This is a genomic window from Chitinimonas taiwanensis DSM 18899 (assembly GCF_900119825.1).
Taxonomy (GTDB): domain Bacteria; phylum Pseudomonadota; class Gammaproteobacteria; order Burkholderiales; family Chitinimonadaceae; genus Chitinimonas; species Chitinimonas taiwanensis.
Map to the genome: position 1 here is coordinate 46,245 of NZ_FPKR01000004.1, position 25,932 is coordinate 72,176.

The 25,932-nt window shown below is 62.8% G+C and carries 22 protein-coding genes; 11 read left to right on the top strand and 11 right to left on the bottom strand.

Going from position 1 to position 25,932, the window contains the following annotated elements; translation table 11 throughout:
* Positions 1–109: 109 nt before the first annotated feature.
* The 5 genes from BT173_RS19235 to BT173_RS05710 form a co-directional block, all read right to left on the bottom strand.
* The gene (locus tag BT173_RS19235; RefSeq protein WP_139256058.1) at positions 110–382 is read right to left on the bottom strand and encodes a hypothetical protein; all 273 of its coding nucleotides are present in this window, start codon (positions 380–382) and stop codon (positions 110–112) included.
* Positions 383–384: 2 nt separating this feature from the next.
* On the bottom strand, positions 385–1,383 hold the full coding sequence (locus tag BT173_RS05695) for an RHS repeat-associated core domain-containing protein (protein ID WP_072427673.1): 999 nt from the start codon (positions 1,381–1,383) through the stop codon (positions 385–387).
* A 111-nt stretch (positions 1,384–1,494) separates the two neighbouring features.
* Complete coding sequence (locus BT173_RS05700) at positions 1,495–2,223, bottom strand: hypothetical protein (RefSeq protein ID WP_072427674.1); 729 nt, start codon at positions 2,221–2,223, stop codon at positions 1,495–1,497.
* 171 nt (positions 2,224–2,394) lie between these two features.
* Entirely contained in the window at positions 2,395–3,369 is a 975-nt protein-coding gene (locus tag BT173_RS05705; protein ID WP_072427675.1) for a CapA family protein, read from the bottom strand.
* On the bottom strand, positions 3,370–3,765 hold the full coding sequence (locus BT173_RS05710; RefSeq protein ID WP_072427676.1) for a hypothetical protein: 396 nt from the start codon (positions 3,763–3,765) through the stop codon (positions 3,370–3,372).
* Between the two features lie 99 nt (positions 3,766–3,864).
* On the opposite strand from BT173_RS05710, the gene BT173_RS05715 reads away from it, so the two are divergent.
* The 5 genes from BT173_RS05715 (at position 3,865) to BT173_RS05735 (ending at position 9,812) form a co-directional block, all read left to right on the top strand.
* On the top strand, positions 3,865–4,128 hold the full coding sequence (locus tag BT173_RS05715; RefSeq protein ID WP_072427677.1) for a MoaD/ThiS family protein: 264 nt from the start codon (positions 3,865–3,867) through the stop codon (positions 4,126–4,128).
* Between the two features lies 1 nt (position 4,129).
* Entirely contained in the window at positions 4,130–5,191 is a 1,062-nt protein-coding gene (locus BT173_RS05720) for a WD40/YVTN/BNR-like repeat-containing protein (protein ID WP_072427678.1), read from the top strand.
* Between the two features lie 91 nt (positions 5,192–5,282).
* Entirely contained in the window at positions 5,283–8,117 is a 2,835-nt protein-coding gene (locus BT173_RS05725; RefSeq protein WP_072427679.1) for a valine--tRNA ligase, read from the top strand.
* A 64-nt stretch (positions 8,118–8,181) separates the two neighbouring features.
* The gene (locus tag BT173_RS05730; protein WP_072427680.1) at positions 8,182–9,069 is read left to right on the top strand and encodes a DMT family transporter; all 888 of its coding nucleotides are present in this window, start codon (positions 8,182–8,184) and stop codon (positions 9,067–9,069) included.
* A 32-nt stretch (positions 9,070–9,101) separates the two neighbouring features.
* Positions 9,102–9,812, top strand: a complete 711-nt coding sequence (locus BT173_RS05735; RefSeq protein WP_072427681.1) for a SapC family protein — start codon at positions 9,102–9,104, stop codon at positions 9,810–9,812.
* Positions 9,813–9,874: 62 nt separating this feature from the next.
* On the opposite strand, the gene BT173_RS05740 is transcribed toward BT173_RS05735, so the two are convergent.
* On the bottom strand, positions 9,875–10,309 hold the full coding sequence (locus tag BT173_RS05740; protein ID WP_072427682.1) for an acyl-CoA thioesterase: 435 nt from the start codon (positions 10,307–10,309) through the stop codon (positions 9,875–9,877).
* 190 nt (positions 10,310–10,499) lie between these two features.
* Here BT173_RS05740 and BT173_RS05745 point away from each other — a divergent pair, with 190 nt between their 5' ends.
* The 3 genes from BT173_RS05745 to hutC all read left to right on the top strand — a co-directional run bounded on the left by BT173_RS05745 (position 10,500) and on the right by hutC (position 15,030).
* Positions 10,500–12,692, top strand: a complete 2,193-nt coding sequence (locus tag BT173_RS05745) for an AsmA family protein (protein WP_072427683.1) — start codon at positions 10,500–10,502, stop codon at positions 12,690–12,692.
* 116 nt (positions 12,693–12,808) lie between these two features.
* On the top strand, positions 12,809–14,338 hold the full coding sequence (hutH, locus tag BT173_RS05750; RefSeq protein ID WP_072427684.1) for a histidine ammonia-lyase: 1,530 nt from the start codon (positions 12,809–12,811) through the stop codon (positions 14,336–14,338).
* Positions 14,335–15,030: a histidine utilization transcriptional repressor HutC gene (hutC, locus tag BT173_RS05755; RefSeq protein ID WP_072427685.1), complete on the top strand. Its 696-nt coding sequence runs from the start codon at positions 14,335–14,337 to the stop codon at positions 15,028–15,030. Before hutH ends, hutC begins: the two co-directional genes overlap by 4 nt.
* A gap of 35 nt (positions 15,031–15,065) precedes the next feature.
* Here the strand turns inward: hutC and BT173_RS05760 are convergent, their stop codons facing one another.
* On the bottom strand, positions 15,066–15,560 hold the full coding sequence (locus BT173_RS05760; RefSeq protein WP_072427686.1) for a Crp/Fnr family transcriptional regulator: 495 nt from the start codon (positions 15,558–15,560) through the stop codon (positions 15,066–15,068).
* A 7-nt stretch (positions 15,561–15,567) separates the two neighbouring features.
* The gene (gene mpl / locus BT173_RS05765) at positions 15,568–16,974 is read right to left on the bottom strand and encodes a UDP-N-acetylmuramate:L-alanyl-gamma-D-glutamyl-meso-diaminopimelate ligase (RefSeq protein ID WP_072427687.1); all 1,407 of its coding nucleotides are present in this window, start codon (positions 16,972–16,974) and stop codon (positions 15,568–15,570) included.
* A 96-nt stretch (positions 16,975–17,070) separates the two neighbouring features.
* Between mpl and BT173_RS05770 the strand changes: the two genes are divergently transcribed.
* Entirely contained in the window at positions 17,071–18,012 is a 942-nt protein-coding gene (locus tag BT173_RS05770) for a GGDEF domain-containing protein (protein WP_139256059.1), read from the top strand.
* A 69-nt stretch (positions 18,013–18,081) separates the two neighbouring features.
* On the opposite strand, the gene BT173_RS05775 is transcribed toward BT173_RS05770, so the two are convergent.
* From BT173_RS05775 to pepN, 3 genes are all read right to left on the bottom strand, one after another.
* Entirely contained in the window at positions 18,082–20,208 is a 2,127-nt protein-coding gene (locus BT173_RS05775; RefSeq protein WP_072427689.1) for a putative bifunctional diguanylate cyclase/phosphodiesterase, read from the bottom strand.
* A gap of 21 nt (positions 20,209–20,229) precedes the next feature.
* Positions 20,230–20,664 carry a response regulator gene (locus BT173_RS05780; RefSeq protein ID WP_072427690.1) on the bottom strand — a complete coding sequence of 145 codons (435 nt, stop codon included), beginning with the start codon at positions 20,662–20,664 and terminating at the stop codon, positions 20,230–20,232.
* A gap of 97 nt (positions 20,665–20,761) precedes the next feature.
* Positions 20,762–23,410, bottom strand: coding sequence for an aminopeptidase N (pepN, locus tag BT173_RS05785; RefSeq protein WP_072427691.1), 2,649 nt, complete (start codon positions 23,408–23,410; stop codon positions 20,762–20,764).
* A gap of 344 nt (positions 23,411–23,754) precedes the next feature.
* Between pepN and BT173_RS05790 the strand changes: the two genes are divergently transcribed.
* Complete coding sequence (locus tag BT173_RS05790) at positions 23,755–25,422, top strand: nitrite/sulfite reductase (protein WP_072427692.1); 1,668 nt, start codon at positions 23,755–23,757, stop codon at positions 25,420–25,422.
* A complete protein-coding gene (locus BT173_RS05795) occupies positions 25,415–25,930 on the top strand; it encodes a DUF934 domain-containing protein (RefSeq protein WP_072427693.1) in 516 nt (171 codons plus the stop codon). The genes BT173_RS05790 and BT173_RS05795 overlap by 8 nt, the downstream gene beginning before the upstream one ends.
* Positions 25,931–25,932: the final 2 nt, after the last annotated feature.

A 25,932-nucleotide genomic window follows, 5' to 3' on the forward strand; every position in this document is an offset into this window, starting at 1 on the left:
ACGGCCGTTTGAAGTTATTGGCTAGTTTGGTTGCTCGTGAATAAACAAAGCCGGGTCGGATGATTCCGAACCGGCAATAGTTTGTAAGTGGAGTGAGCGCTAAGACTAATTAATCATCATGATATGCAGAGTCTGTATGAAGATCATCAGGTAGGCTTTCCTTGGCTTGCACTTCATTCCTTACCGCTTGAATATCTTCACGATACCCAATCTTATGCACCATAAATCTGCTTAGTGCATAAGCGCCACCGGCTATTACGCAAATAAGGGTAGAAATATCTTTCATCCCATAAACAGAAGGGAGACCAAACAAAATACATAAACCAATTAGAAAGATAAAGCCGGAGAATGCTTTAACTTTGTTCCAAAAACCTAACGACATCGTCAGAACCTTTTACGTAATAAGTCAAAAATTCTTCGCCAGTCACCATTTGATGCATTGCGTTGACCTGAATGATCCCCCCCCCCTGTTCCATTGGGGCTATAGGCGTCCGGGGCTCTGGCTTCTGCTCCTCCACTACATACCATCCAGCAATTCTCACCCGTTACAGGATTTACTGTAGGGAAGCTTGTTCCATAACTTGTTGCCGCACCTTTCGTACAGGTTCCAGAAGCTGAATTATCACTTGGACAAGTCATTCGACACTGTCCGTTACCTGAGGTGTTAGGAATTATTGGAATCCCCGCATCAGGGTCACCCAGAACGCGCCCAAACTCTTGGCGCATTTGTCGGTCACCCGCTACCCACTCATTGTGAGATCGGACAGCACGAGGTACTGACCCTTGTGCCCAAACCCCACCACTAGTGCCTGCTAAACCAAATGGGTCTATGTAACTGAGTGGATTGCCCTCAACATATGTGTATGTATTAATTCCCCCGGCCAAGCCAATCGGATCAGACTGCACATAGCGGCCGTTCTGCGGATCGTAGTCGCGGAAGTAGTTGTAGTGGTGGCCAGTTTCCTTGTCGAAGTACTGCCCTGGAAAGCGCAGGTTGAAGGTGTAGGCGGCGCCGCTGTCCTCGGGATCTTCATTGGCCGGTGTGGCGCCAAATGGCTCGCCCTGCCAGGCCCAGACCGGGTGCTTGAGTGCATCGCTCACCAGGCGGGGTGTGCCCAGATGGTCGGTGTGGATATAGCGGATATCGCTGCCCAGATCGACCAGTGCCACCGGCAGATTACCCAGATACAGGTACTCGCGCTTCACCGCACCGTTTGCGTCGGTTTCGGCGATCAGGCGTCCCCACTGGTCATAGTGGAATAGCGTGGTGGTGCCCTGATAGGTCTTGGCGACCCGCTCACCCAGCATATTCACGGTGAACTGCGCACCGGCCACTTCCACCAGACGACCGCGACTGTCGTATTGGTAGACCTTGCCGGCCACGCTGCTGCGGCTGCCGCTGGCATCGTATATTCAGCGCTAGCAGGATAGGCGCCGGCCCCAGTAGAAAGCTACCAGCGGCCAGCTAGTTGTGCTGGCCGCTAGGTAATGTGCTTAAGGCTGAGGTGCGAAGTAGAACACCAGATTATCAATGGCCAGCTTGCGCTGTTGTGCACCCAGATCGATCACCGCGTAGTGGAAGGGGCTGAAGCGGCGGGTGCTGGGGTCTTGCTTGCCGATGGCCAGGGCGATGTCGACCTTGCCGCTTTGGTTGGCGCAGCCCGGTTCCGCTTCGGATGCGTTCATGCCATTTTCCACCGCTTGCGCGTGGCTGAGGAAATGACCACGGTAGAGTGCGACCGGCAGGCTGCTGCCGCAGTCCTGGCTGTTGCGCTCATAGGTGGTCAGGCCCAGGCCGACCAGTGGTTTGGGGCTGTACAGGGTCAGGTAGCGTGCGCTGCCAAAACCTTGCTGCAGGTAGCGGCGGCCGAACAGGCTGTCGCGCAGATCGGGCTGATCTTCCGTGCCGGCGGGCCAGCTCACCTCGGCCGGTTGCGGGGCAAAGCCCCAGCCTTGGCGTGCGTGGTTGCCCAGGCTGATGCGCACCCAGTTTTGTTCGACTTTCAACCAGCCATTCAGCCATTGCTCGCCGGCCTTGCCGGCTTCGAAATCGACCTTGGCATGGCCGGCGGCGGGCTGGGTGTTGCCGACGGTGGCGGCAAGCAGAAACTGGCTGACATCCCAGCGCGCGCTGGCATCTTCGTAGTAGAGCGGATCATTGGCCTGGGCCAGGGTACTGGCAGCCAGCAGCAGGCCGCCCAGCAGGGTGTTGCGGTAAGACATGGATTTCCTCCTGAATACACATGGGAACGTCGCACGCGACGGCATGGCGACGCGGGCCACCGGCAGCGACATGGTCTGATACGCCTGTCTGCTTGCGGCTTGATGACAATGGTATTGCCACCTGGCGGACTTTGTCACGCCCGCCGCCCCCTGTGATTCAGTCGGATACGATCAAGGCAGCGCCTGGCACTGCTGGATACTGGCCTGCCCACGCTGCCCGCAAGGGCTGCGCGCGCCTGGCTGCGGGTGCGGTGTGCCGGCCTCGTCCATGTGCGCGACCACGGTATCCCAGCGGGCTACGCCCTGTTTGTCGATCTCCATGCGCAGCAGCCAGCCAATGCGGCCGGGGCCTTCACCGAAACCATCGAAGACGAAATTGCCCAGGCTCCAGATGATGGGCTTGCCGCGGTAGCTGGCCGCGCCCTGGGTGAGGTGCGGGTGGCCGCCCACCACCGCATCCGCGCCGGCGTCTATCATCAGTCGCGCCAGTTGCTGCTGGCGTGCGCTGGGCTCGGGTTCCCCTTCCCAGCCCCAGTGCATGAAGGGGATCACCACATCGGCACCGGCCGCGCGTGCGGCGCGGATATCACGCAGCACGTGACTGTCTTCGCTCCAAGCAATGCCGGCGTGGCTGGCACCTGCTTCGAAGCTGCGCGGCTTGAACTCGTTGTAGCTGAGCACGGCGATGCGCAGGCCTTTCTGCTTGATCCATAGCGGCGCATGGGCTTCGCGCAGATTACGCCCGCCGCCAAAGCTGGCGATGCCGGCGGCGTTGACGTGGGCGATGGTCTGCAGAAACGCTTCGCGCCCATAGTCGCCCGAATGGTTATTGGCCAGGGCCAGTGCATCAAAGCGGCCCTTGAGCTTGTCCAGCACGCGCGGGTGGGCGCGGAAGGTGTAGATCTTGTTGTCCATGGGCTTGCCCACGGTGGCGATCGGCACTTCCAGATTGCCGATCCGGTAGTCGGCCGCGCGCAGCAGCGCATCGAAGGGCGCCAGCGGGTCGCCGTCAGCGGCAATCGTCTTGCCTGGGCCGTCATCCAGCATCAGGTCGCCCACGAAGGCCAGTTTGACGGTATCGGCCAGCGCCAGTTGGCTGAGCAGTGCGGCGGCGAGGCCCAGGGTATAGCAACGCAGCAGCTTCATTTATTTGCCCTCCAGGTGGCACCAGTACTGCAGTTCGCCATCGCGCATCGGTTCATACACGGTCTGCAGGCCGGTGAAGCCGTATCGGCCGGACTGGCTGCGCAGCGGGTAGGGGTAGCTGGCCTGGTGGATCAAGGTCGGGCCCTCGTCGCGGTCGGCATAGGTATAGAGCTTGATGGCGGCGGTTTCGCGCGGCACGGTCTCGAACACGATGCGGAACAGGAAGTAGGAGCCGATGGCCGTGCTGCCAACCTGGTAGGGATCGGCGCTCGGGCCGGCGCTCAGATTGCGGACTTCGCCGCCGTAATCGACTGCGCAGCGGACCTGCTCCTGGGCCTGCGCGCCCAGTGCGCACAGGCCGGCCAGGGCCAGGCGGAGGTGAAGGGTAGGGGGCATAGCCAAGTCTCGCGGGCGAGGGGAAGGCCGGCATTATCGCCGATCTGCCGGCCGGCGCGCGCTGGCTACTTTGCGCGCGCGAATGGCTTATAAAGGCGCATGCCGACCCTGACCTTCACCCGCCATCTGCAACACCTGCTGCCCAGTGGCCCGCTGACGGTGCCGGGCGACACGCCGCGGGCGGCGCTCGAGCAGGTGCTGCGTGACTACCCGCTGCTGCGCAGCTATCTGCTCGATGAGCATGGCGGGCTACGCAAGCATGTGGCGCTATTCATCGACGGCGAACTGCGCCGAGATGGCATGGACCAGCCTGTGGCGGCGACGACAAAAATCGACTTCATGCAGGCCCTGTCGGGAGGATGAGATGCAGAACACGATCTTGTTGGGCAGCCGCAAGGGGCTGCTTGTCTATGGCGAGCGCGCGGGTCAGTGGCAGTTGGCGCAGCACCATTTCTCCGGCGCCCAGGTCAGCGCGCTGCTGGCCGATGGTGCGCGTTGGTGGGTGGCACTGCGCGATGGGCATTTCGGGCCCAAGCTGCATCTGAGTGAGGATGCGGGCGCCTGCTGGCAGGAAGTGGCGGTGCCGGCCCTGCCAGCCGATGGGGAGAAGCGGCCGATACTCGATCAGATCTGGACCCTGGCCGTCGGGCGCGATGGCGTGCTGTGGGCGGGTTGCATTCCGGCCGGGCTGTTTCGCTCTGGCGATGCCGGACGCAGCTGGCAGCTGGTCGAGGCGCTGTGGCAGCGCCCTGAGCGCGCGCAGTGGTTTGGCGGCGGCTTTGACGACGCGGGCATTCATTCCATCCTGATCGACCCGCGCGACCCCGCGCAGCTGGTGCTGGGCATTTCCTGTGGTGGGGTATGGCGCACGCGCGATGGCGGAGCGAGCTGGGCCCTGCATTGCCAGGGCCTGTGGGCCGCTTATATGCCGGAGGAAGAGAAGAACACCGAGGCGGTGCAGGACCCGCACCGGCTTGCGCAATGCCAGTCCAAGCCCGAGGTGTTCTGGTGCCAGCATCACAATGGCCAGTTCCGTAGCTGCGACGATCTGGCCAGCTGGCAGGAGCTGGCACCGCCTGCGCCGCTGTCGAGCTTTGGCTTTGCGGTGGCAGCCCATCCGCACGACCCCTTGAGCGCCTGGTTCGCGCCGGCGGAAGTCGACCAGCGCCGCATTCCGCGCGATGGCGACTTCTATGTGCTGCGTACGCGCGATGGCGGGCGCACTTTCGACAAGCTGCAGCTTGGCCTGCCGGCCGCGCCGGCCTTCCATCTGGTCTACCGTCACGGCCTGGTGGTGGATGCGGCGGGGCAGCGGCTGGCCATGGCGTCCACCACCGGTTCGCTCTGGCTGGGCGAGGCGGGCGGCGAACGCTGGCAGCGCCTGAGTGCCGAGCTGCCACCCATCTACTGCCTGAGCTTTGCCTGAGCCCTGTCCGTGCACGTTGCCGGCGCGGCCGGCAGGCGGCGGTTTGCCCGTATAATCGGCGCTTTCCGAACCTTTGCACTGACAGAACATCATGGAACTCGCCAAGAGCTTCGAACCCGGTGACATCGAGCGCCGCTGGTACCAGACCTGGGAACAGGCTGGCTATTTCAAGCCCAGCATGGACGCCGCCGCGCCCAGCTTCAGCATCCAGCTGCCGCCGCCGAATATCACCGGCACGCTGCATATGGGCCATGCTTTCAATCAGACCATCATGGATGGTCTGAGCCGCTACTACCGCATGCAGGGCCATAACACCCTGTGGGTGCCGGGTACCGACCATGCCGGCATCGCCACCCAGATCGTTGTCGAACGCCAGCTGGCCGAGCAGAAGACCAGCCGCCATGACCTGGGGCGCGAGGCTTTCCTCGGCAAGGTGTGGGAATGGAAGGGCAAGTCGGGCGGCACCATCACCCAGCAGATGCGCCGCATGGGCTGCTCGGTGGATTGGTCGCAGGAATACTTCACCATGGACGAGACCCGCTCCACCGTGGTGACCGAGGTCTTCGTCAAACTGTTCGAGCAGGGCCTGATCTACCGCGGCAAGCGCCTGGTGAACTGGGACCCGGTGCTGGGCACCTCGATCTCCGATCTGGAAGTGGAGAACGTCGAGGAAGAGGGCAGCCTCTGGCATATCCGTTACCCGCTCAGCGATGGCAGCGGCCATCTGACCGTGGCCACCACGCGGCCCGAGACCATGCTCGGCGACGTGGCGCTGATGGTGCATCCGGAAGACGAGCGCTATAGCGGCCTGATCGGCAAGACGGTGATCTTGCCGTTGGCTGGGCGCGAGATTCCCATCATTGCCGACAGCTATGTGGACAAGGATTTCGGCACCGGCGTGGTCAAGGTAACGCCGGCGCATGACTTCAACGACTACCAGGTCGGCAAGCGCCACAACACGGTGCTGATCAATGTGATGAGCTTGAAGGCCACGATCCTGGCCGAGGCGCAGGTGTTTGGCCTAGACGGCAGCGTGCAGGGCAGCCTGCCGATTCCGGCCGCTTACGCCAATCTCAGCGTCAAGGATGCGCGTAAAGCCATCGTGGCCGACCTCGATGCGCAGGGTTTCCTGGTCGAGGTGAAGAAGCACACCTTGATGACGCCGCGCGGCGACCGCACCGGCTCGGTGTTGGAGCCGATGCTGACCGACCAATGGTTCATGGCCATGGATCGGGTCGGCCACGGTGACGCGACTGGCAAGACCATCGCGCAGAAGTCGATCGAGGCGGTGGAAAGCGGCCAGGTGCGTTTCATTCCAGAGAACTGGGTCAATACCTACAACCAGTGGATGCACAATATCCAGGACTGGTGCATCAGCCGTCAGCTGTGGTGGGGCCATCAGATCCCGGCCTGGTATGACGAGGCCGGCAATGTCTATGTGGGCCGCAACGAGGCCGAGGCGCAAGCCCAGGCCGGTGGCAAGACGCTGCGCCGCGATGACGACGTGCTCGATACCTGGTTCTCGTCGGCCCTGGTGCCCTTCAGCACGCTGGGCTGGACCGGTGATGCGGAAAAAGACGCCGCCAACCCGAGCCTGAATGCCTTCCTGCCCTCGACCACCCTGGTAACCGGCTACGAGATCATCTTCTTCTGGGTTGCCCGGATGATCATGATGAGTACCCACTTCATGGGCCGCGTACCGTTCAAGGATGTCTACATCCACGGCATCGTGCGCGACCACGAGGGCAAGAAGATGTCGAAGTCGGAAGGCAATGTGCTCGACCCGGTCGACCTGATCGACGGCATCGCCCTGCCCGAGCTGATTGCCAAGCGCACCACCGGCCTGCGCCGTCCGGAAAAAGCACCGCAGATTGCCAAGGTGACCGAAAAGCTGTTCCCGGAGGGCATGCCCGCCTACGGCACCGATGCGCTGCGCTTCACCATGGCCAGCTATGCCACGCTGGGCCGCAATGTGAACTTCGACTTCAAGCGCGCCGAGGGCTACCGCAACTTCTGCAACAAGCTGTGGAATGCCACCCGCTTTGTGCTGATGAATGTGGACGGCAAGGACTGCGGTCAGGATGAAGGCCTGCCGCTCGAGTACTCGTTCATTGATCAGTGGATCATTGGTGCGCTGCAAAAGACCGAGGCCGCGGTCAAGGAAGGGCTCGACACCTACCGCTTCGACCTCGCCGCCCAGGCGATTTATGAATTCGTCTGGAACGAGTACTGCGACTGGTATCTGGAACTGGCCAAGGTGCAGATCCAGAACGGTAATGAGGCCCAGCAGCGCGCCACGCGCCGTACCCTGGTGCGCGTGCTGGAAGTGGCGCTGCGTCTGGCCCACCCCATCATCCCCTTCATTACCGAAGAGCTGTGGCAGACCGTGGCTCCGCTGGCCAATGCCAAGAAGACCGAGAGCATCAGCCTGGCGCAATGGCCACTGGCCCAGATGGACAAGGTCAAGCCCGAGGCCGAGGCGCGCATGGGCGTGTTCCGCGAGCTGACCATGGCGATCCGCACCCTGCGTTCGGAAATGAACCTTGGCCCTGCTCAGAAGGTGCCACTGTTCCTGGAAGGCAAGGCCGAGGAATTGGCCGAGTTCGGCCCATATTTGCAATTGCTGGGCCGCGTGTCCGAAGTGCAGGTTGTGGCCCAGCTGCCCGAGGACGATGCGCCGGTGCAGGTCGTCGGTACCACGCGCCTGATGCTCAAGGTCGAAATCGACAAGGCCGCCGAGACCGCCCGTCTGAGCAAGGAGGTGGCGCGTCTGGAAGGCGAGATCGCCAAGGCCACCGCCAAGCTGGCCAACCCGGCCTTCGCCGACAAGGCCCCGGCCGCGGTGGTCGAACAGGAGCGCAAGCGCCTGGCCGACTTCGGCGCCACGGTGGAGAAGATGAAGGCCCAGTTGCTCAAGCTGGCTTGATACCCTTCGGCACCCCTTAGCGCCCCGGCTAGTCCGGGGCGTTTTACCATCTGCAAAGCCCGCTATGTCTACCACCTCCTCGCGCCGCCTGACTGGTGCCCTGCTGATCCTGCTCTCCGCCGCCGCCTTCGGGGTCATGCCTTTGTTTGGCCGTCTCGCCTATGCCTCGGGCGCCGATACCCAGGCGGTGCTGCTGCTACGTTTCCTGATTGCCGCCGCTTGCCTGGCTACCATCATGTTGCTGCGCGGCGAGGCCTGGCCGCGCGGGCGGCTCCTGCTGGGGCTACTGGCGATGGGTGCGGTGGGCTATGCCGGGCAGGCTTTCAGCTATTTTTCCGCGCTCAAGTACGCGAGCGCCTCGCTGACGGCGCTGCTGCTGTATACCTTTCCGGTCATCGTCACCCTGATCGCCGCCATCTGGCTGAAGGAGCCGCTGACCCGGCGCAAGGTGGGGGCGCTGCTGCTGGCCTGCCTGGGCTTGGCGCTGACGGTGGGCGATGCCTTGTCCGGCTCGCCCATTGGTATTGCGTTCGGTCTGGGGGCGGCGCTCATCTATTCGATTTATATCGCGGTAGGCACGCGTCTGACCCCGCAGGCCGGGGCGCTGGCCAGTTCCGCGGTGGTGATGGCGGGCGGTGCGCTGACTTTTGCGCTGAGCGCGCTGTTTCAGGCGCCCGCCCTGCCGCAGACCGGGCTGGGTTGGCTGGCGGTGGCGGCGATTGGCCTGCTGTGTAGCGTTTTGGCTGCACTGGCCTTCTTTGCCGGCCTGGCTCGTCTTGGGGCATATGAAGCCGCGATGCTGTCTACCTTTGAGCCGGTGGTGACTGTGCTCCTGGCCGCCCTGTTGCTGGGCGAGCGCTTGTCGGCCTCGCAGTGGATGGGCGGGGCGGTTATTATCGGCGCCGTTCTGCTATTGGCGAAATCGCCAGCGCCCGGCACGCCGCCGGAATAACACTAGGCGTGATCCGCCTTTGAGGGAAAACCATGTTCTACAAAGATGTTGCTCCGGTCGATGCCAAAAAACATGCCGACCTCAAGCTGAGCCTGGCTGAGAACTTCAGCTTCGCCAAGACGGCCCATGCCGTACCCGTGGTGGGCGGCGAGTTTTCCAATGCCATGCGTGAATACGCCATCGTGTTCGCCCAGACTGGCGAAAACGTGTTTGCCGCGACCGTGATGCTGGGCATGAAGCCCGAGCAGAACCTGTTTGTGGGTGCCGATGGCAAGTGGTCCGCCCAATACATCCCCTTCTTCGTGCGCCGTTTCCCCTTCGTGACCGTGGAAGTGGAAAACAACGATGCCGTGCTGTGTGTGGAGCAGGGCGCCCTGGCCGAAGTGCGTCGCGAGGGCGATGCGAATGCGTTCGAGAACGGCCAAGCCACGCAGCCCATGCAGGAATTCGCTCAGCTGATGTTCCAGTCGCGTGACGATGCCAACCGCACCACCGCCTTCATCAACGAGCTGTCCAAGCAAGGCCTGCTGCGTCAGGTGTCGGCCAGTGCCGATCTGCCAAATGGCGAGAAGGTCAGCATGGACGGCATGTGGGTGGTGGATGAGGAAAAGCTGCGCGCGCTGCCGGCTGATGTGACTGCGGCCTGGGTCAAGGATGGCCGCATGGCGCTGATCTATGCCCACCTGTTCTCGCTGGTCAATCTGCAAGGCCTGGTCGAAAAGCTGCAACAGCAGACGGTCTAAGCTGCACCGGCAAGAAAAAGGCGTGCCGTGAGCACGCCTTTTTTACGCCCATGGCGCGGGTATCAGGCCTTGGCGGGCCAGGCCGGCAGCGCCTCGAACAGAGCGCGTACCTCGCCTTCCATGGCCACCGCGCCACCCGCCTGCTGGCTGTAGATGACGAAGGTCACGTCCGCTTCGGCCACCACGGTATCGCTATCCTTGAGCTTAACCAGTTGGTGGATGACGGCCGAGCGGCTGCCAATCTTCTGCATGGCGGTTTCAATCACCAGCTGCTCACCCATCAGGGCGGCGCGTCGGTAATTGATATTGATGTTCACGATCACGAAGGCGAGACCAGCCTGACTGAATGCCTCGATCGAACCGTATTCTTCAGTGAAGCCCCAGCGCGCCTCTTCGAGGAACTCCAGATAGCGCGCATTGTTCACATGACCGTACAGGTCCAGATGGTAGCCGCGTACCTTGATCTCGGTGCGGTGCGGCTGAAAGGGGCTGCTCATGACGGACTCCTCTTTATAAGAGTCGGGATCTTAGCAGCGCCGCCACGCTTTTGATGATTATATTCAAGCGCTTGCTAGAACTGATGGGCGTAAAACCCGCTCTCCTCCCGCAGGCTGCCGATGGTGCTGGACCGCCCGCCGCACGCACATCCGTTCCCCAATCCCGGCCCAGACAGGGATAATCGCGCCCATGCCTTTGCACCAACTTCCGCGCGGCCTGCGCCGCACTCTGTATACCCTGGCGGGCATGCTGGCCCTGGTGGCCGCTCTGCCGCTGATCGACCTCGCCCCCTTGCGCGAGCAGATGGCGGCCGATGCCAGCGCCTCGCTAGGCCGGCGCGTCGAGATCGGCGCGGTACGCCTAGCCCTATTGCCGCGCCCGAATGTGACCCTGGAAAACGTGGCGATGAGCGAGCCGGATGGGCATGCGCTGTTTGCCCGTTTCGACAGCGCGCGCTTTTCGCTCGGCTGGGGCAGCTTGCTCAAGCGCCGTGCCGAGCTTGCCGATGCACGGGTCAGTGGGCTGCGCATGGTGGCTTTCCCGCTGGATGATGGTCGGCTAAATTTTGATGACTTGCTCACCCGGCGCCCAAAGGACAAGCGCATCAGCTGGCAGCTGAGCCGGTTGGACCTGGTCGATGCCGCGCTCGATTGGCGTAGTCAGGATGGGCGCATTACCCGTTACAGCCAGCTCGATCTGCATGCGCTGAATCCGGAAGGCGAGGATGGTGCGATTACCGTGCAGGGCAAGCTGGCGGCGCCCGAATGGGGCGGCAGCCTGCGTATCGACAGCCAGCTGCGTGTACAGCGCGACCAGCTGGCGGCCAGCCTGAAAGGCTTCAAGCTGGCCATCAACGTAGAAACCCAGGAGTGGCACGATGGCCGCTTCGTGCTCAGCGGTGATCTGAATGCCGCTGTGGCGCCCTGGCGTGGCGTGTTGAGCAACGCGGCGGCGCAGGCCAGTATGCAGCATGGCGAGCGGCGCTGGCAGGCTGCCTTCAAGACCCCGGCGCTGCGCCTGGATGAGGCCGGGCTATCCACCGGCCGTCTGGAAGCCGATTTCGGCATCAAGAGCAGTGGTCAGGAGGTGGCCGGCCAGTTGCGCGTCGAGCAGCTGGCGGCCGATGCCGCCGGCAGCCTAGTCGCCAACGCCGCGCGCCTGCGCCTGCAGCTCTTGGACGAGCAACAGAATGCTCAGCTGGATTTCGAGAGTCCGCTGCGCATCGAAGGCTGGCGCAAGGTGGCATTGGAGGGCTTCAATCTGACCGGTGCCTACCGCAACAAGGCGCTGCCGCGCGGGGCGATCAAGCTCGAACTCGGTGGCCGGGCGGCGCTTGATCTGGCGCGCGAGCGTTTCGACTGGGATAGCCGCGGCCTGCTGGATGCGGCGCCGGTAGCGGCGCAGATTTCCCTAGAGGACTTCGTCAGCCCCAAGTATGCGTTTGGCTTTGATCTGGCCAAGCTCGACCTGACCCCCTATCTGCCTGCCGCCGAGGGCGCGCCCTTGCTGGATGCCGAGCAAGCCCTTGACTGGCGCTGGCTTGCGCAGCTGAATGCACGTGGCGACGTGCGCCTGGGCGAGCTCAATATCGGCAAGGTGCGTCTGTTCAATCTGCAAGCCCATGTCGAGGCCGCCAAGAAGCAGCTGGTACTGGAGCCGCTGGCAGCCGATATCTACGGTGGCCAGCTCAAGGGGCGGCTGCAGCTCGATACCAGCCGCGCCCCGCGCCTGCGCCTGACCCAGACCTTGTCGGGCATGGAGATCGCCGCGCTGCTGTCCGACACCGTGGGGCTTGAACGCCTGTCTGGGCGTGGCAATGTGAATCTGGATGTGAATACCTCGGCACGCAGCCTGCACAGCCTGCGCAGCGGGCTATCGGGCCGGGTGGACCTGATGCTGACCCGCGGCACCATCGCCGGTATGGACGTGGGCGATATGCTGCGCGGCCTGCGCAGCAATCTGGCTAAGCTGACCGGCGACATCATCCCGGCCGATACCGCGCGCCGTACGCGCTTCTCCGATCTATCCGCGCGCTTTGTGCTGAAAGACGGCGTGGCGGAGAACCGTGACCTGCAGGTACGCGCACCTTTCTTCAAGCTGGGCGGCAGTGGGCGCTTCGACCTTGGCCGTGGCCAGGTCGATTACCTCTTGCAGGCCGAGGTGGGCGGTGGCAGCGGCATTCCCGAGCTGGACGCCCTGCGCGGCGTGGTGATCCCCATCCAACTGGCCGGCTCACTCGCCTCGCCCACCTACCGTGTGGACACCAGCGCGCTGCGCGAGAAACTGGTCAAGCCCACGGCACCGGCCAGCGCACCGACTGCGCCAGGTAAGGCGGCAGCGCCAGCCCTTAATAGCAAGGCCGCACCAGCCAAGGGGCGTTAAGGCGCCGGCTGGCGTTTTCCCGGTGGCCGCCTTCGCTGGGTTTGGGGACTAAGCTTGTCTATACAAATCGACCGGTGTAGTCTTTGCGCCATCCCGCAATCGATGATGGAATGGCCATGCAGACTCTTACCCTGACCCCCGGCAAACTCTCCCTGGCCCAGCTGCGCCAGATCATGGCCGGTGGCGTACAGATCACCCTGGACCCGGCCGCGGTGACGGGCATCGAGGCCGGTGCGCGCGCCGTGGCCGCCATCGTGGCCAAGGGAGCGCCGGCCTATGGCATCAACACCGGTTTCGGCCGCCTGGCCTCCACCCATATTCCGGCCGATCAGCTCGAGCTGCTGCAGAAGAATCTGGTGCTCTCGCATGCGGTGGGCGTGGGCGAGCCGCTGTCGGCGCCCATCGTGCGCGTGCTGATGACGCTGAAGATTTCCAGTATGGGGCGCGGTTTCTCCGGCATCCGCCTCGAGGTGATCGCAGCCCTGCTCAAGCTGCTGAATGCCGATGTGCTGCCCATCATCCCCGCCAAGGGCTCGGTCGGCGCTTCGGGCGATCTGGCCCCGCTGGCCCATATGGCGGCCGTACTGCTGGGTGTGGGCGAGGTGATGGTTGGTGCGCAACGTCTGCCTGCCGCTGAGGGCTTGGCCCGTGTCGGCCTGCAACCGCTGACCCTGGCCGCCAAGGAAGGCCTGGCGCTCCTGAATGGCACCCAGGCATCCACCGCAATTGCCATCGTCAATCTGTTCAGCATCGAAAACCTGTACCGCACTGCCCTGGTGGCTGGTGCGTTGAGCGTGGATGCGGCCGCCGGCTCGGTCTCCCCTTTCGACGCACGTATTCACCAGCTGCGCGGCCATGCCGGCCAGATCGCGGCGGCTGCCGCCTACCGCACCCTGCTGGCCGGTTCCGGCATCAATCAGAGCCACCAGAACTGCGATAAGGTGCAGGACCCGTACAGCCTGCGCTGCCAGCCCCAGGTCATGGGCGCGGTGCTCGACCAGATCCACCATGCGGCCAGCGTGCTGCTGACCGAGGCCGACGCGGTATCCGACAACCCGCTGGTCTTCCCGGATACTGGCGAGGTGATCTCGGGTGGCAACTTCCACGCCGAACCGGTTGCCTTCGCCGCCGATAATCTGGCGATTGCCCTGTCCGAGATCGGCGCCCTGGCCGAGCGGCGCATCGCCTTGCTGATCGACGCCACGCTGTCCGGCCTGCCGCCCTTCCTGGTGCGTGATGGCGGGGTGAATTCCGGCTTCATGATTGCTCATGTGACTGCCGCGGCGCTGGCCAGCGAGAACAAGACGCTTGCCCATCCGGCCTCGGTGGATAGCCTGCCGACCTCGGCCAATCAGGAAGACCATGTGTCCATGGCCACCTTTGCCGCGCGCAAGCTGGGCGAAATCGCCGAGAATGTCGGCTACATCCTGGCAATCGAGCTGCTGGCCGCGGCGCAGGGCGTGGATCTGCGCGCCCCGCACCAGACTTCGCCCCAGCTCTTGCCGGCCATGCAGCTGATCCGTCAGCATGTGCAGCATTACGATATCGACCACTACTTCGCCCCGGATATCGCCATCATGGCGGATCTGGTCAAACAAGGCGCCTTTGCGGCGCTCTCTCCCCTGAGCTTCGAATCACAGCGATGAGCACACCCGCCTACCAGCAGATCAAGGATTACGTCCTGGCCGCCATTCACGCCGGAGAGTGGCGCGAGGGTGACCAGATTCCATCCGAAAACGAGCTGGTCAGGCGCTTTGGTGTGGCGCGCATGACGGTGAACCGGGCGATCCGCGAACTGGCTGCCGAGGGCGTGCTCACGCGCAGCCAGGGCGCGGGCACCTTCGTGGCCGCCACCAAGTACCAGAGCACGCTGATTGAAATCAAGAGCATCGCGGACGAGATCCGCGCGCGCGGGCATATCCACAGCGCCGAGGTGCTCAAGCTGCAGGCGGTGAAAGCGGATGCGGCGCTGGCGGCGGAAATGGCCGTGGCGCTGGGCAGCAAGCTATTCCACTCGCTGATCCTGCATTACGAGAATGGCGTGCCGATTCAGCTCGAAGATCGCTGGGTCAACCCGACCTTGGCGCCGGATTATCTGGGGCAGGACTACACGCGCAGCACACCGAATGAATACCTGATGCGGGCCGCACCGCTGGCGCGCGTCGAGTACCGGATCGAGGCCAGCCGGCCCGATCGCACCGCACGTGCCAAGCTGGCCATGGAGCGCGATGAACCTTGCCTGGTGCTGCACCGGCGTACCTTCTCGGCTGGGCAGGTGGCCAGCATGGTGCGCCTCTACCATCCGGCGGGGCGCTATCAGTTCAGCGGGCATTTCTAAGCCACCGGTACCTGGCGGACAGCGCTGCTGCGGATCTATTGCTGGTCAGCCACCCGCGCCAGTGCGATATTGCCGGCCTGCTGCTCAGCTAGGTCAGCCAGCTTGCGGTCTGCATCGCGCAAGCGGCTGGCCAGCATGATGGCCAGATTGCGATACAGCTTGGCCGCCTGGGCGTGGGTCCACAGCATGCCATCGCGGTCATAGACGAGTACGCGCACCGTCTCGGCGCACTCCACACTGGCCGAGCGTTCGCCGTGATCGAGCAGGGCCAGCTCGCCAAAGGTTTCCCCTGGCCCAAGTCGCGCCAACTCGTGTTCGCACACACCCGAGAAGCGCTTGACCACTACGCTGCCCGATAGCAACACATACAGCGCGCGACCTGGCTGACCTTCCATGACCAGGCGCTGACCAGGCGGATGGCTTTCGACCCGGCAATGCGCCATGAAGTCGCGTGCCTCGTCGGCTGTGAAGCCCTCGAACAGGCGGACCGAGGCGATCAGTTTCTGGACCAGGGCTTCGTTGTGCAGCATGGCGGCCTCAGTGTGCGCTGCGCGCTTGCAGGCGATCGAGCAGGCGCTGATGGATGCCGCCAAAACCGCCATTACTCATCACCAGGATCTGGTCGCCTGGGCGTGCTTCGGCCAGGATGGCTTCGATCAGCAGGTCCATATCGTCCAGCGTCTGTGCCAGTGCGCCAAGCGGCGTCAGCGCCTCGGCCGGGCTCCAACCCAACTTGGCTGCATAGCAGAACACTTTGTCGGCCTCGCGCAGGCTATCGGCCAGCGCGGCCTTCATCACGCCCAGTTTCATGGTGTTGGAGCGTGGCTCCAGCACGGCCAGGATGCGTGCGGCCCCCACCTTGCTGCGTAAGCCCGCTACCGTGGTGGCAATCGCGGTTGGATGGTGGGCGAAGTCGTCGTATACCGTCACGCCATCGGCTACACCGCGCACCTCCATGCGTCGTTTCACATTGCGGAACTCGGCCAGTGCGGCAATGCCAACTTCGGGGGTGACGCCGACATGGCGGGCGGCGGCCAGCGCGGCCAGGGCGTTCTGGGTATTGTGCTCGCCCATCAGATCCCAGCGCAGCCGGCCCTGCGCACGCCCATCCAGCAGCACCTCGAAGCCGTCGTCGTAACGCGTACCGGCTTGCCAGCCCTTGGCCTCGTCGGCCGGGGCAGCGAAGTACTCGACATCCGACCAGCAGCCACGCGCCAGTACACGCTGCAAGCTGTCCTCGCCGCCATTGACCACTAGGCGCCCCTGGCCGGGTACGGTACGTACCAGGTGATGAAACTGGGTTTCGATGGCGGGCAGATCGGCGAAGATGTCTGCGTGGTCAAATTCCAGATTGTTCAGAATGGCCGTGCGTGGCTGGTAGTGGACGAATTTGGAGCGCTTATCAAAAAAGGCGGTGTCATATTCGTCTGCTTCAATGACGAAGAAGGGTGAACGTCCACCTGGCTCCTGACGCGGTTCGCCCGGCGCACGGGCCGAGACACCAAAGTTTTCCGGCACACCGCCTACCAGAAAGCCCGGTGCGAGGCCGGCGTACTCGAGTATCCAGGCCAGCATCGAGGTGGTGGTGGTCTTGCCATGGGTGCCTGCCACCGCCAGCACCCATTTGGGTGCTTGGCGGTCGCGCAGCACATGCTCGGCCAGCCATTGTGGGCCGGAGATGTACGGCAGACCGGCATTCAGAATGGCTTCCATCAGTGGGTTGCCACGCGTCACCACATTGCCGATGACATAAATATCGGCACCGAGATTGATCTGTTCCGGCGCGTAGCCTTCAATGAGCTGTATGCCGGCCGCTTCCAGCTGTGTACTCATCGGCGGGTATACATTGGCATCGCAGCCGGTTACCGTATGACCTGCGCTGCGCGCCAGCTGGGCAATGCCGCCCATGAAGGTGCCGCAAATGCCTAGGATATGAATATGCATGGGGTGCTTGGATTCCGGTTTCATCCGCTGTCTGGCGGGCTAAGGCTAGTGAAGCTCTGGTAAAATCAGAGGTTAATGACAATGAACGAGCGCCCGATGACGTCTCCGCACTCGCCAACGCTGACGCCGGCCGATATCGCCCGCGTGGCCTTGAAGCGCCTTGCCGAGCTTGGCTTGCCGCCAACGCCTGAGAATTACACCAAATTCTACAACGCTATTGCCGCCATCAAGTCACCGACGGACAAGAGCGATGCCGAACTGAAGAGTGCGTATCAGGTGCTGTTCCGTGTATCCGATGTACTGGATGGCATGAGCGATACCTCGGAAACGCTGTTGGAAGACCTGGTGCGCGGCGGCGAGGTGATGAGCCAGTCGCTGGATGCCTTGCGTTCCCGCTCTGACCCGACCGCGGTTAAGGAAGTATTGAGCACCCTGATCGAATCGACCGATTCGGTTTGCCAGACCGTCAGTAACTCGCACCGCGATCTGCAGGAGTTGAAGTCGGCCGTCGACAAGATCCAGTCCGACCTTGCCATCAACCGCAAGACGCTCGAACAGGATCCGCTGACCGGCGCGCTGAATCGTCAGGGCCTTGAACATATGCTGGCGCGTGAGGTGAAGCGGGCCAGACGTGGTCAGCTTGCTCTCTCGGTGGCCATCATCGACCTGGATGACTTCAAGCAGGTCAACGACCGTTTTGGTCACCTGGTCGGCGACAAGGTGCTCGTGCACTTTGCCAGCGTAACCAAGGCCGTGCTGCGTGAGAGCGATGTGCTGGTCCGCTATGGTGGCGAGGAATTCTTGTTGCTCCTGCCCGAGACCGACCTGAATGGCGCGCGCTTCCTGATCGACCGCCTGCGCCAAGTCAATGTGAAGACGCCGTTCTTCCACCAGAGCCAGCATGTGGATATCCGCTTCTCGGCGGGCGTGGCTGAGCTGAAGATAGACGAGAATGGTCATGCGATGCTGATACGCGCTGATGAGGCCATGTATCGCGCCAAGCATGAGGGGCGCGATCGGGTGATCTTCGCAGACTGAGCCTGCACGCTGTCTCGATAAAAAGGCCACGCGGGTTTGTGTGGCTTTTTTACGTCTGCCGCTTGGGATTCACCAGCGCCGTTGCGCGCCAATCAGCTCGGTGGCGGCCGCAGCGGGCAGGGGTTTGGCGAAGAAATAGCCCTGCGCATAGTCGCAGGCCATCTCGCGCAGAGCCGCCAGCTGCTCGGCGGTCTCCACGCCTTCGGCGATCACGCTCATACCCAGATTGCGTGCCAAAAGCACAATGGCGCGCACGATCTCACGGCTGAAGTGGTCCTCGGTGATCTGGCGCACGAAGGAGCCGTCTATCTTCAGCACATTGGACGGGAAGCGGTGCAGATAGGACAGCGAGGAATAGCCGGTGCCAAAGTCATCCATCAGGATCTGGATACCGCGGCTGCGGATCGCTTCCAGCATCTCGATGATGGCTTCGGTATTGTCCATCAGGATGCTTTCGGTGATCTCCAGTTCGAGCCGATCCGGGGTGATGCCGGCCTGGGCGATGGCTTGATCGATCTGCTCGACCAGATTGGCCTGGTTGAACTGCTTGCCGGACAGATTGACGCTGACCCGCAGCAGGAGATCGGGAAAGAGGGTCTGCCAGCTTGCGATCTGCTGAGCGGCGCTCTCCAGCATCTGGCGGCCGATATCGTTAATCAGGCCGATTTCCTCGGCCAGCGGGATGAACTCGGCCGGACTGACCAGCTTGCCCTCGGCACGCTGCCAACGTACCAAGGCCTCGAAGGCCGCGATCTGCCCGCTCTGCAAGTCGACGATGGGTTGGAAATAGGGCAGGAATTCATGTGCCGCCAGCGCGTGGCGCATTTCCTGCTCGAGTTTCAGCGCGCGCAGCATGCTGCCCTGCATGGCACGATCGAAGACCTCGAACTTGCCGCGGTCATGTTGTTTGGCGCGGTGCATGGCGGTGTCGGCGTCACGGATCATTTCTTCCGGGTGCGCATAGCCGCCAGACGACAGGGCAATGCCTACCCGTGCGCCCGGATAGACCTCGTGGCCTTCGATATCCACCGGCTTGGCCAGCTCGGCCAGCATCTGCTCGGTGAAGTGGATGGCCTCATTCGGGTCGCTGATCGCATCGAGCAGGATGGCGAACTCGTCGCCGCCAAAGCGCGCCACCACATCGCCCGGGCGCTGCACCTGGCTCAGCCGCTCGGCCGTGATGCGCAGGATGCGATCGCCGGTGGCATGGCCAAAGCTGTCGTTGATATAGCGGAAGCGCTCCAGATTCAGGCATAGCACCGCACAGAGATAGTCGGGTGCGCGCCCCGCATGACCCAGTGCGAAGCCGAGGAAGTCGGTGAACATGGCCCGGTTGGCGAGGCCGGTCAGATTGTCATGCAGCGCGTCGTACAGCATCTGCTCTTCGGCGCGCTTGCGTTCGGTGATATCGGTCAGCGAGCCGGCCATGCGATGCGCAAGGCCGGTAGCCGGGTCGATCAGGGCCATGCCGCGCGTCAGCATCCAGCGCCAGGAGCCATCGCGGTGGCGCATGCGCTGCTCGGCCTCGAAATGCGGGGTCTCGCCCTTCAGATGACGCACTAGCTGGCGACGTATGCTATCCACCTCGTCCGGGTGCATCAGCATGCGCCAGGTCTGCGGGCTGGGTTCGAGCTCGTCGGCCTCGGTATAACCGAGCAGGGCTTTCCAGCGCGCGGAAAAATACAGGCTGTGTTCGCGGATATTCCAGTCCCACAAGCCATCGTTGGCACCGCGAATGGCCAGCTCGTAACGTTCCTGGCTTTCGCGCAGCGCCTGCTCGGCCTCGAATTTGGCGCGTCGGTTGCCGATTTCGCGCAGTTCGCGTTCGACCACGCTGGCCAGCCGCTTCAGATGGGTCTTCAGGACGAAATCATTGACCCCGGCCTTCATCATCGCCACTGCCGATTCTTCACCTATCGTGCCGGTCACCACGATGAAGGGCACCAGGTGCAGGCGCTCGCGGAATACGCTCAGCGCCTGCTGGGCGGAGAACTGCGGCATCGAGTAATCCGACAGCACCACGTCCCAGCGCTCATGCTCGAGCGCGGTGCGCATCGCGTCAGCGGTTTCCACGCGCCGGTAATAAACTTCAAAGCCTTGCCGACGCAGGGCCAGTACATTCAGCAGCGCATCGTCTTCCGAATCGTCGACGACCAGTACACGCAGGGATTTATTCAGTGGCGGCGTATCGAGCATGATGTCGGGCGCGCCTTGGCTTTAGGACTGAACCGGTTCGTTGAGCATCAGCCAGTAAATGCCCACCTGCTTGACGACTTCCATGAATTGCATGAAGTCGACCGGCTTGCGGATATAGCTGTTCGCGCCGAGCGTGTAGCTCCGGAGCAGATCGTCCTCTTCCTTCGAGGTGGTCAGCACCACCACTGGGATCAACTTGGTTTGCTCGTGCGCGCGAATTTGGCGCAGCACCTCGATGCCATTGAGCTTGGGCAGCTTGATATCGAGCAGGATCAGGACCGGTTGCTGGCTGGTATCGCGGCCGGCATGGCTGTCGCGGCCAAACAGGTAGTCGATGGCTTCCTGGCCGTCGCGCGTCACGACGATGGGGTTCTGGATGCCATTCTTATTGAAGGCGCGCAGCGTCAGCGCCTCGTCATCCGGATTATCTTCCACCAGCAATATGGGGGCGTGCATGCTGCACCGTCCTATCTATTCGAATCCCCCAAACATTAGACCACGCCTGGCATAGCCGGCAAGCGGCATGGCAGGGCGTGGTCTGCTGGGCGGCAACTTATTGAAGATTTTTGGACACGATTTCGTACACATCGCGCGACAGACCGACCTGGGCTGCCAGGCGTTCCAGCTGGGCCTGCATGGCGGCGCGGCGGCCTGCTTCCATCTTCTTCCAGCGGTTGAAGCTGCCAGCCAGGCGTGCGGCCACCTGCGGGTTCAGCTTGTCGATGGTCAGGATGGTGTCGGCGATAAACGAATAGCCCGAGCCATCGGCGGCATGAAAGCCGGCCAGATTGTTGTGCACGAAGGCGCCAATCAGCGAACGCACCTTGTTCGGATTGGTGATTGCGAAGGCTGGGTGCTGCATCAGCGCCTTGATCTGCTGCACATTGCCCAGGCGGCGGCTCAGGGCCTGCAGGGTGAACCACTTGTCCATGACCAGGGCCTCGTGCGCCCATTTCTTGGCGAAGGCATCCAGCACCGCATCGCCCTCGGCCCAGTTGACGAGGCCAGCCAGCGCAGCCTGGGCGTCGGTCATATTATTGGCCTTGGCATATTGCTGCTCGGCCAGTTCCAGCAGGGCGGGCTCGTCCAGCTCGGTCAGATAGCCCAGGCAGACATTCTTCAGCGAGCGGCGTGCCACGGCCTCGGCTTCGAAGCGGTAGGCGCTGTCGTCCTGCAGGCGCAGATAGCTAGCCTTCAGCTCGCTGCGTAGCGCGCGTGCCAGGCCCAGGCGCATCGCATCACGTCCGGCGCGGATCGCGTCGGGGTCGATCTCCGCCTGCTGGTCGGCCAGATAGGTCTCGGCCGGCAGGGTCAGCATCAAGGCCACCAGGGCCGGATCGAGCGCCTCGTTGGCCAGCACCTGGCGCATGGCGGCTACGAAGTCGTCCTTCAGGGCCAGCGGCTGGCCTTGGCGGGCGGCATCGATCAGGTCCTGCAGGTCTTCCAGCATCAGGGTCTGGCTGGCTTCCCAGCGGCAGAATGCATCGCTGTCGTGAGCGAGCAGGTGCACGAGCTGGGCGCGGCTGTAGGGGAAGTCGAGCTTCACCGGGGCCGAGAAATTGCGCAGCAGCGAGGGGACCGGCTCCACCGGCACATTGACGAAGGTGAAGGTCTGGCTGGCTTCCTTGACCGACAGCACGCGCTGCGTGCCTTGTGCCTCGTTTTCGCCCGCCAGTTGCAGTGGCAGGTCGGCGCCATCGGGGCCGACCAGGCCCAGGGCCAGGGGGATATGAAAGGGCAGCTTCTCGCTCTGGCCCGGCGTGGCCGGGCAGCTTTGCGCCACCTCGAGCGTGTAGGTCTGGGCGCTGGCGTCGTAGCGTGCGCGCACGCTTAGCACCGGCGTGCCGGCTTGCGAATACCAGCGCGCAAACTGGCTGAAGTCATATCCGTTCGCGTCGGCCATGGCGGCGCGGAAATCATCGCAGGTCACGGCTTGGCCATCGTGGCGCTTGAAGTACAGGTCCATGCCGCGGCGGAAGCCCTCGCGGCCGAGCAGGGTCTGGTACATGCGTACCACTTCAGCACCCTTTTCGTAGATCGTCACCGTGTAGAAGTTATTGATCTCGATATAGGACTCGGGGCGCACCGGGTGGGCCATCGGGCCGGCATCCTCGGCGAATTGGTGGGTACGCAGCGTGCGTACCGCCTCGATGCGCTGTACCGATGCGCTGCCCATATCGGCTGAGAATTCCTGATCGCGGAACACGGTCAGGCCTTCCTTGAGCGAGAGCTGGAACCAGTCGCGGCAGGTCACGCGGTTACCGGTCCAGTTATGGAAGTACTCATGCGCGATCACGGCTTCGATGCCGTCGAAATCCACATCGGTGGCGGTATCGGGGCGGGCCAGCACGTACTTGGTGTTGAAGATATTGAGGCCCTTGTTCTCCATCGCGCCCATATTGAAGTCGCCCACCGCGACGATCATATAGGTGTCGAGGTCGTACTCGAGGCCATAGCGCTGCTCGTCCCAGCGCATGGATTTCTTCACCGATTCCATGGCGTGGTCGCATTTGTCGAGGTCGGCTGGTTCGACAAAGATTTCCAGCGCCACTTCGCGGCCTGAGCCGGTCGTGTACTTGTCGGCCAGCTTGCTCAGCTTGCCGGCTACCAGCGCAAACAGATAGGCCGGCTTCTTGAAGGGGTCGACCCATTTCACCCAGTGGCGGCTCTTGTCGAGCTGGCCTTCGCCGACCTTATTGCCATTGGACAGCAGTACCGGCCACTTCTGCTTGTCGGCCACCACGGTGGTGGTGAAGCGCGCCATCACATCGGGGCGATCGAGGTAGTAGGTGATCTTGCGGAAGCCCTCGGCCTCGCACTGGCTGTAAAAATTCGCGCCGGAGCGATACAGGCCGTTCAGGCTGGTATTGGTTTCCGGGTGGATCAGGGTGACGATTTCCAGGATCGCGTTATCCGGCATGGCGGCAATGGTCAGCGACTCGGCATCCAGCGCGTAGCGGCTGCCATCCAGCACCTCGCCATCCAGCTTGACCGATTCCAGCTCCAGCTCACGGCCATCCAGGCACAGCGCGGCACGCGCATCGGGGTGGGCGGGGTTGCGATGCAGGACCAGGCGCGAAATCACCCGGGTCTGCGTCTCGTCCAGCTCGAAAGTCAGGTCGACCTTGTCGATCAGGAAGGCGGGCGGCGTGTAGTCGCGCAGTTGGATTGCTTGCGGGGTGTTGGCGTCGAGTTTGGCCATGTCTCTTCTCTGGCAGCAGCAAGGCGGCAGGATCGCTGGGCCTTGCAGTTAAAAGTCTTAGTCTCTGTCGGCCTGGCAGGCTGCGCTGCTGGGGCTTTCTGGGCCACGGGGCAGGTCGATAGGGGCTGGCGTGGGCGCGATTATAAACCGCAGGGGCGGGTGCAGCTTGCCCGCGCGGCGCCGCGTGGCCCGGTGCGGGCGTAAATTGTGCAGAATCGGCACAGCCCAGCCAGCTGACTTATGCGGTAGTGACGATATTAATAGACGTAAAGATTCGTTATTCGCATATAAGCCGGCTGCTATTCTGCCAGCCTCGACTAGCCAGCTTCCCGATTGGCCCCAATATGTATATCTACGACGATTACGATCAACAGATCGTTGACCAGCGCGTGGCGCAGTTCCGCGACCAGACCCAGCGTTTCCTGTCTGGCGAGCTGAGTGGCGAGGAGTTCCGCCCGCTGCGCCTGCAGAACGGTCTGTATATCCAGCGTTACGCACCCATGCTGCGCGTGGCCATTCCCTACGGCCATCTACGCAGCGACCAGGTACGCGCGCTGGCCGAGATCGCCCGCAAGTACGACCGCGGCTATGGCCATTTCACCACGCGTCAGAACATCCAGTACAACTGGCCCACGCTGGAATCGGTGCCCGACATCCTGGCTGACTTGGCCAAGGTGCAGATGCACGCGGTGCAGACCAGCGGCAACTGCGTGCGCAATACCACCACCGACCAGTTCGCCGGCGTGGCGCACGACGAGATCATCGATCCGCGCCCCTGGTGCGAAATCATCCGCCAGTGGTCGACCTTCCACCCCGAATTCGCCCACTTGCCGCGCAAATTCAAGATCGCCGTGTGCGGCTCGGTGGAAGACCGCGCCGCCACCTGGGTGCACGATATCGGCCTGCATGTGGTGCGCAATGCGGCGGGCGAAGTCGGCTTCAAGGTCATCGTCGGCGGTGGTCTGGGTCGTACGCCCATCGTCGGTGCGGTGATCCGTGAATTCCTGCCCACTGTGCACCTGCTCAGCTATCTGGATGCCATCCTGCGCGTCTACAACCGCTATGGCCGGCGCGACAATAAGTACAAGGCGCGCATCAAGATCTTGGTCAAGGCCATGACCCCGGCGGCGTTTGCCGCCAAGGTCGAAGCGGAATGGGCGCATTTGAAGGATGGCCCGATGACGCTGACCGGTGCTGAAATCGAACGTATGGCTGGCTTCTTCACCATGCCAGCCTACGAGGCCCTGCCGGCTGAAGATGCGGAATTCCTGCGTCTGCGGACTGAGAACAAGGCGTTTGCGCGCTGGGTGGAGCGCAATGTGTTCAAGCACAAGCAGCCCGGCTATGCGGCGGTCACCCTGTCGCTGAAGGCCACCGGCATTGCGCCGGGCGATGCGACCGACAAGCAGCTCGATGGTGTGGCCGATCTGGCCGACCGTTATTCATTTGGCGAAGTCCGCGTCAGCCACGAGCAGAACCTGATCCTGGCCGATGTGAAGCAGTCTGATCTCTTCAAGGTCTGGGAAGCGGCCAAGGCGCTTGGCTTCGCCACCCCGAATATCGGCCTGTTGACCGACATCATCGCCTGCCCAGGCGGCGATTTCTGCGATCTGGCGAATGCCAAGTCGATTCCGATTGCCGAAGGCATCCAGCGCGTATTCGACGATCAGGATTATTTGTTCGACCTCGGTGAGATCGACCTCAATATCTCCGGCTGCATGAATAGCTGCGGCCACCACCATGTCGGCCATATCGGCATCCTCGGCGTGGATAAGAGCGGTTCCGAGTGGTACCAGGTCTCGCTGGGCGGCCGCCAGGGCCATGATGCAAGCCTCGGTAAGGTGATCGGCCCAAGCTTCGCCCAGGACGATGTGCCGGGCGTGGTCAAGCAGATCATCGACGTGTTCGTGGAACACCGCCAGGGTGACGAGCGCTTTCTGGACGTATTCGACCGTGTGGGCATCGAGCCCTTTAAGGCGCGTATCTATCAAAAGGAGCGCGCACATGGTTAAGACGCCGCATATCGTGAAATTGGACCGCAGCAGCGGTCAGTATGAAGTGATCGCCAATCACTGGCTGCGCGTGGCCGAGGGCTGCGATGACGCGATTCCTGCCCATACCCTGTTGCCGCTGAAGGAATGGCTGGAGCGGCGTGATGAATTGCTGGATCGCGCCGATGTCGGTATCTGGTTTGCCCCGGATGACGAACCGGAGGCGCTGGGCGCCGATGCCGCCCGCCTGAGCATGATCGCGGTCGACTTCCCGGCCTTTACCGATGGGCGTGGCTTCAGCATTGGCCGCCTGTTGCGTGAACGTTACGGCTTTGAAGGCGAGCTGCGCGCGGTCGGTGATGTGTTCAAGGACACCATGTACTACCTGAAGCGCTGCGGCTTCGACGCCTTTGAAGTGCGCGCCGACAAGGATGTGCATGAGGCCGCCAAGGGTCTGAACGACTTCAGCGATGCCTATCAGGGCGCGGTCGACCAGCCGCTGCCCTTGTTCCGGCGGCGGAGCGCCTGAGC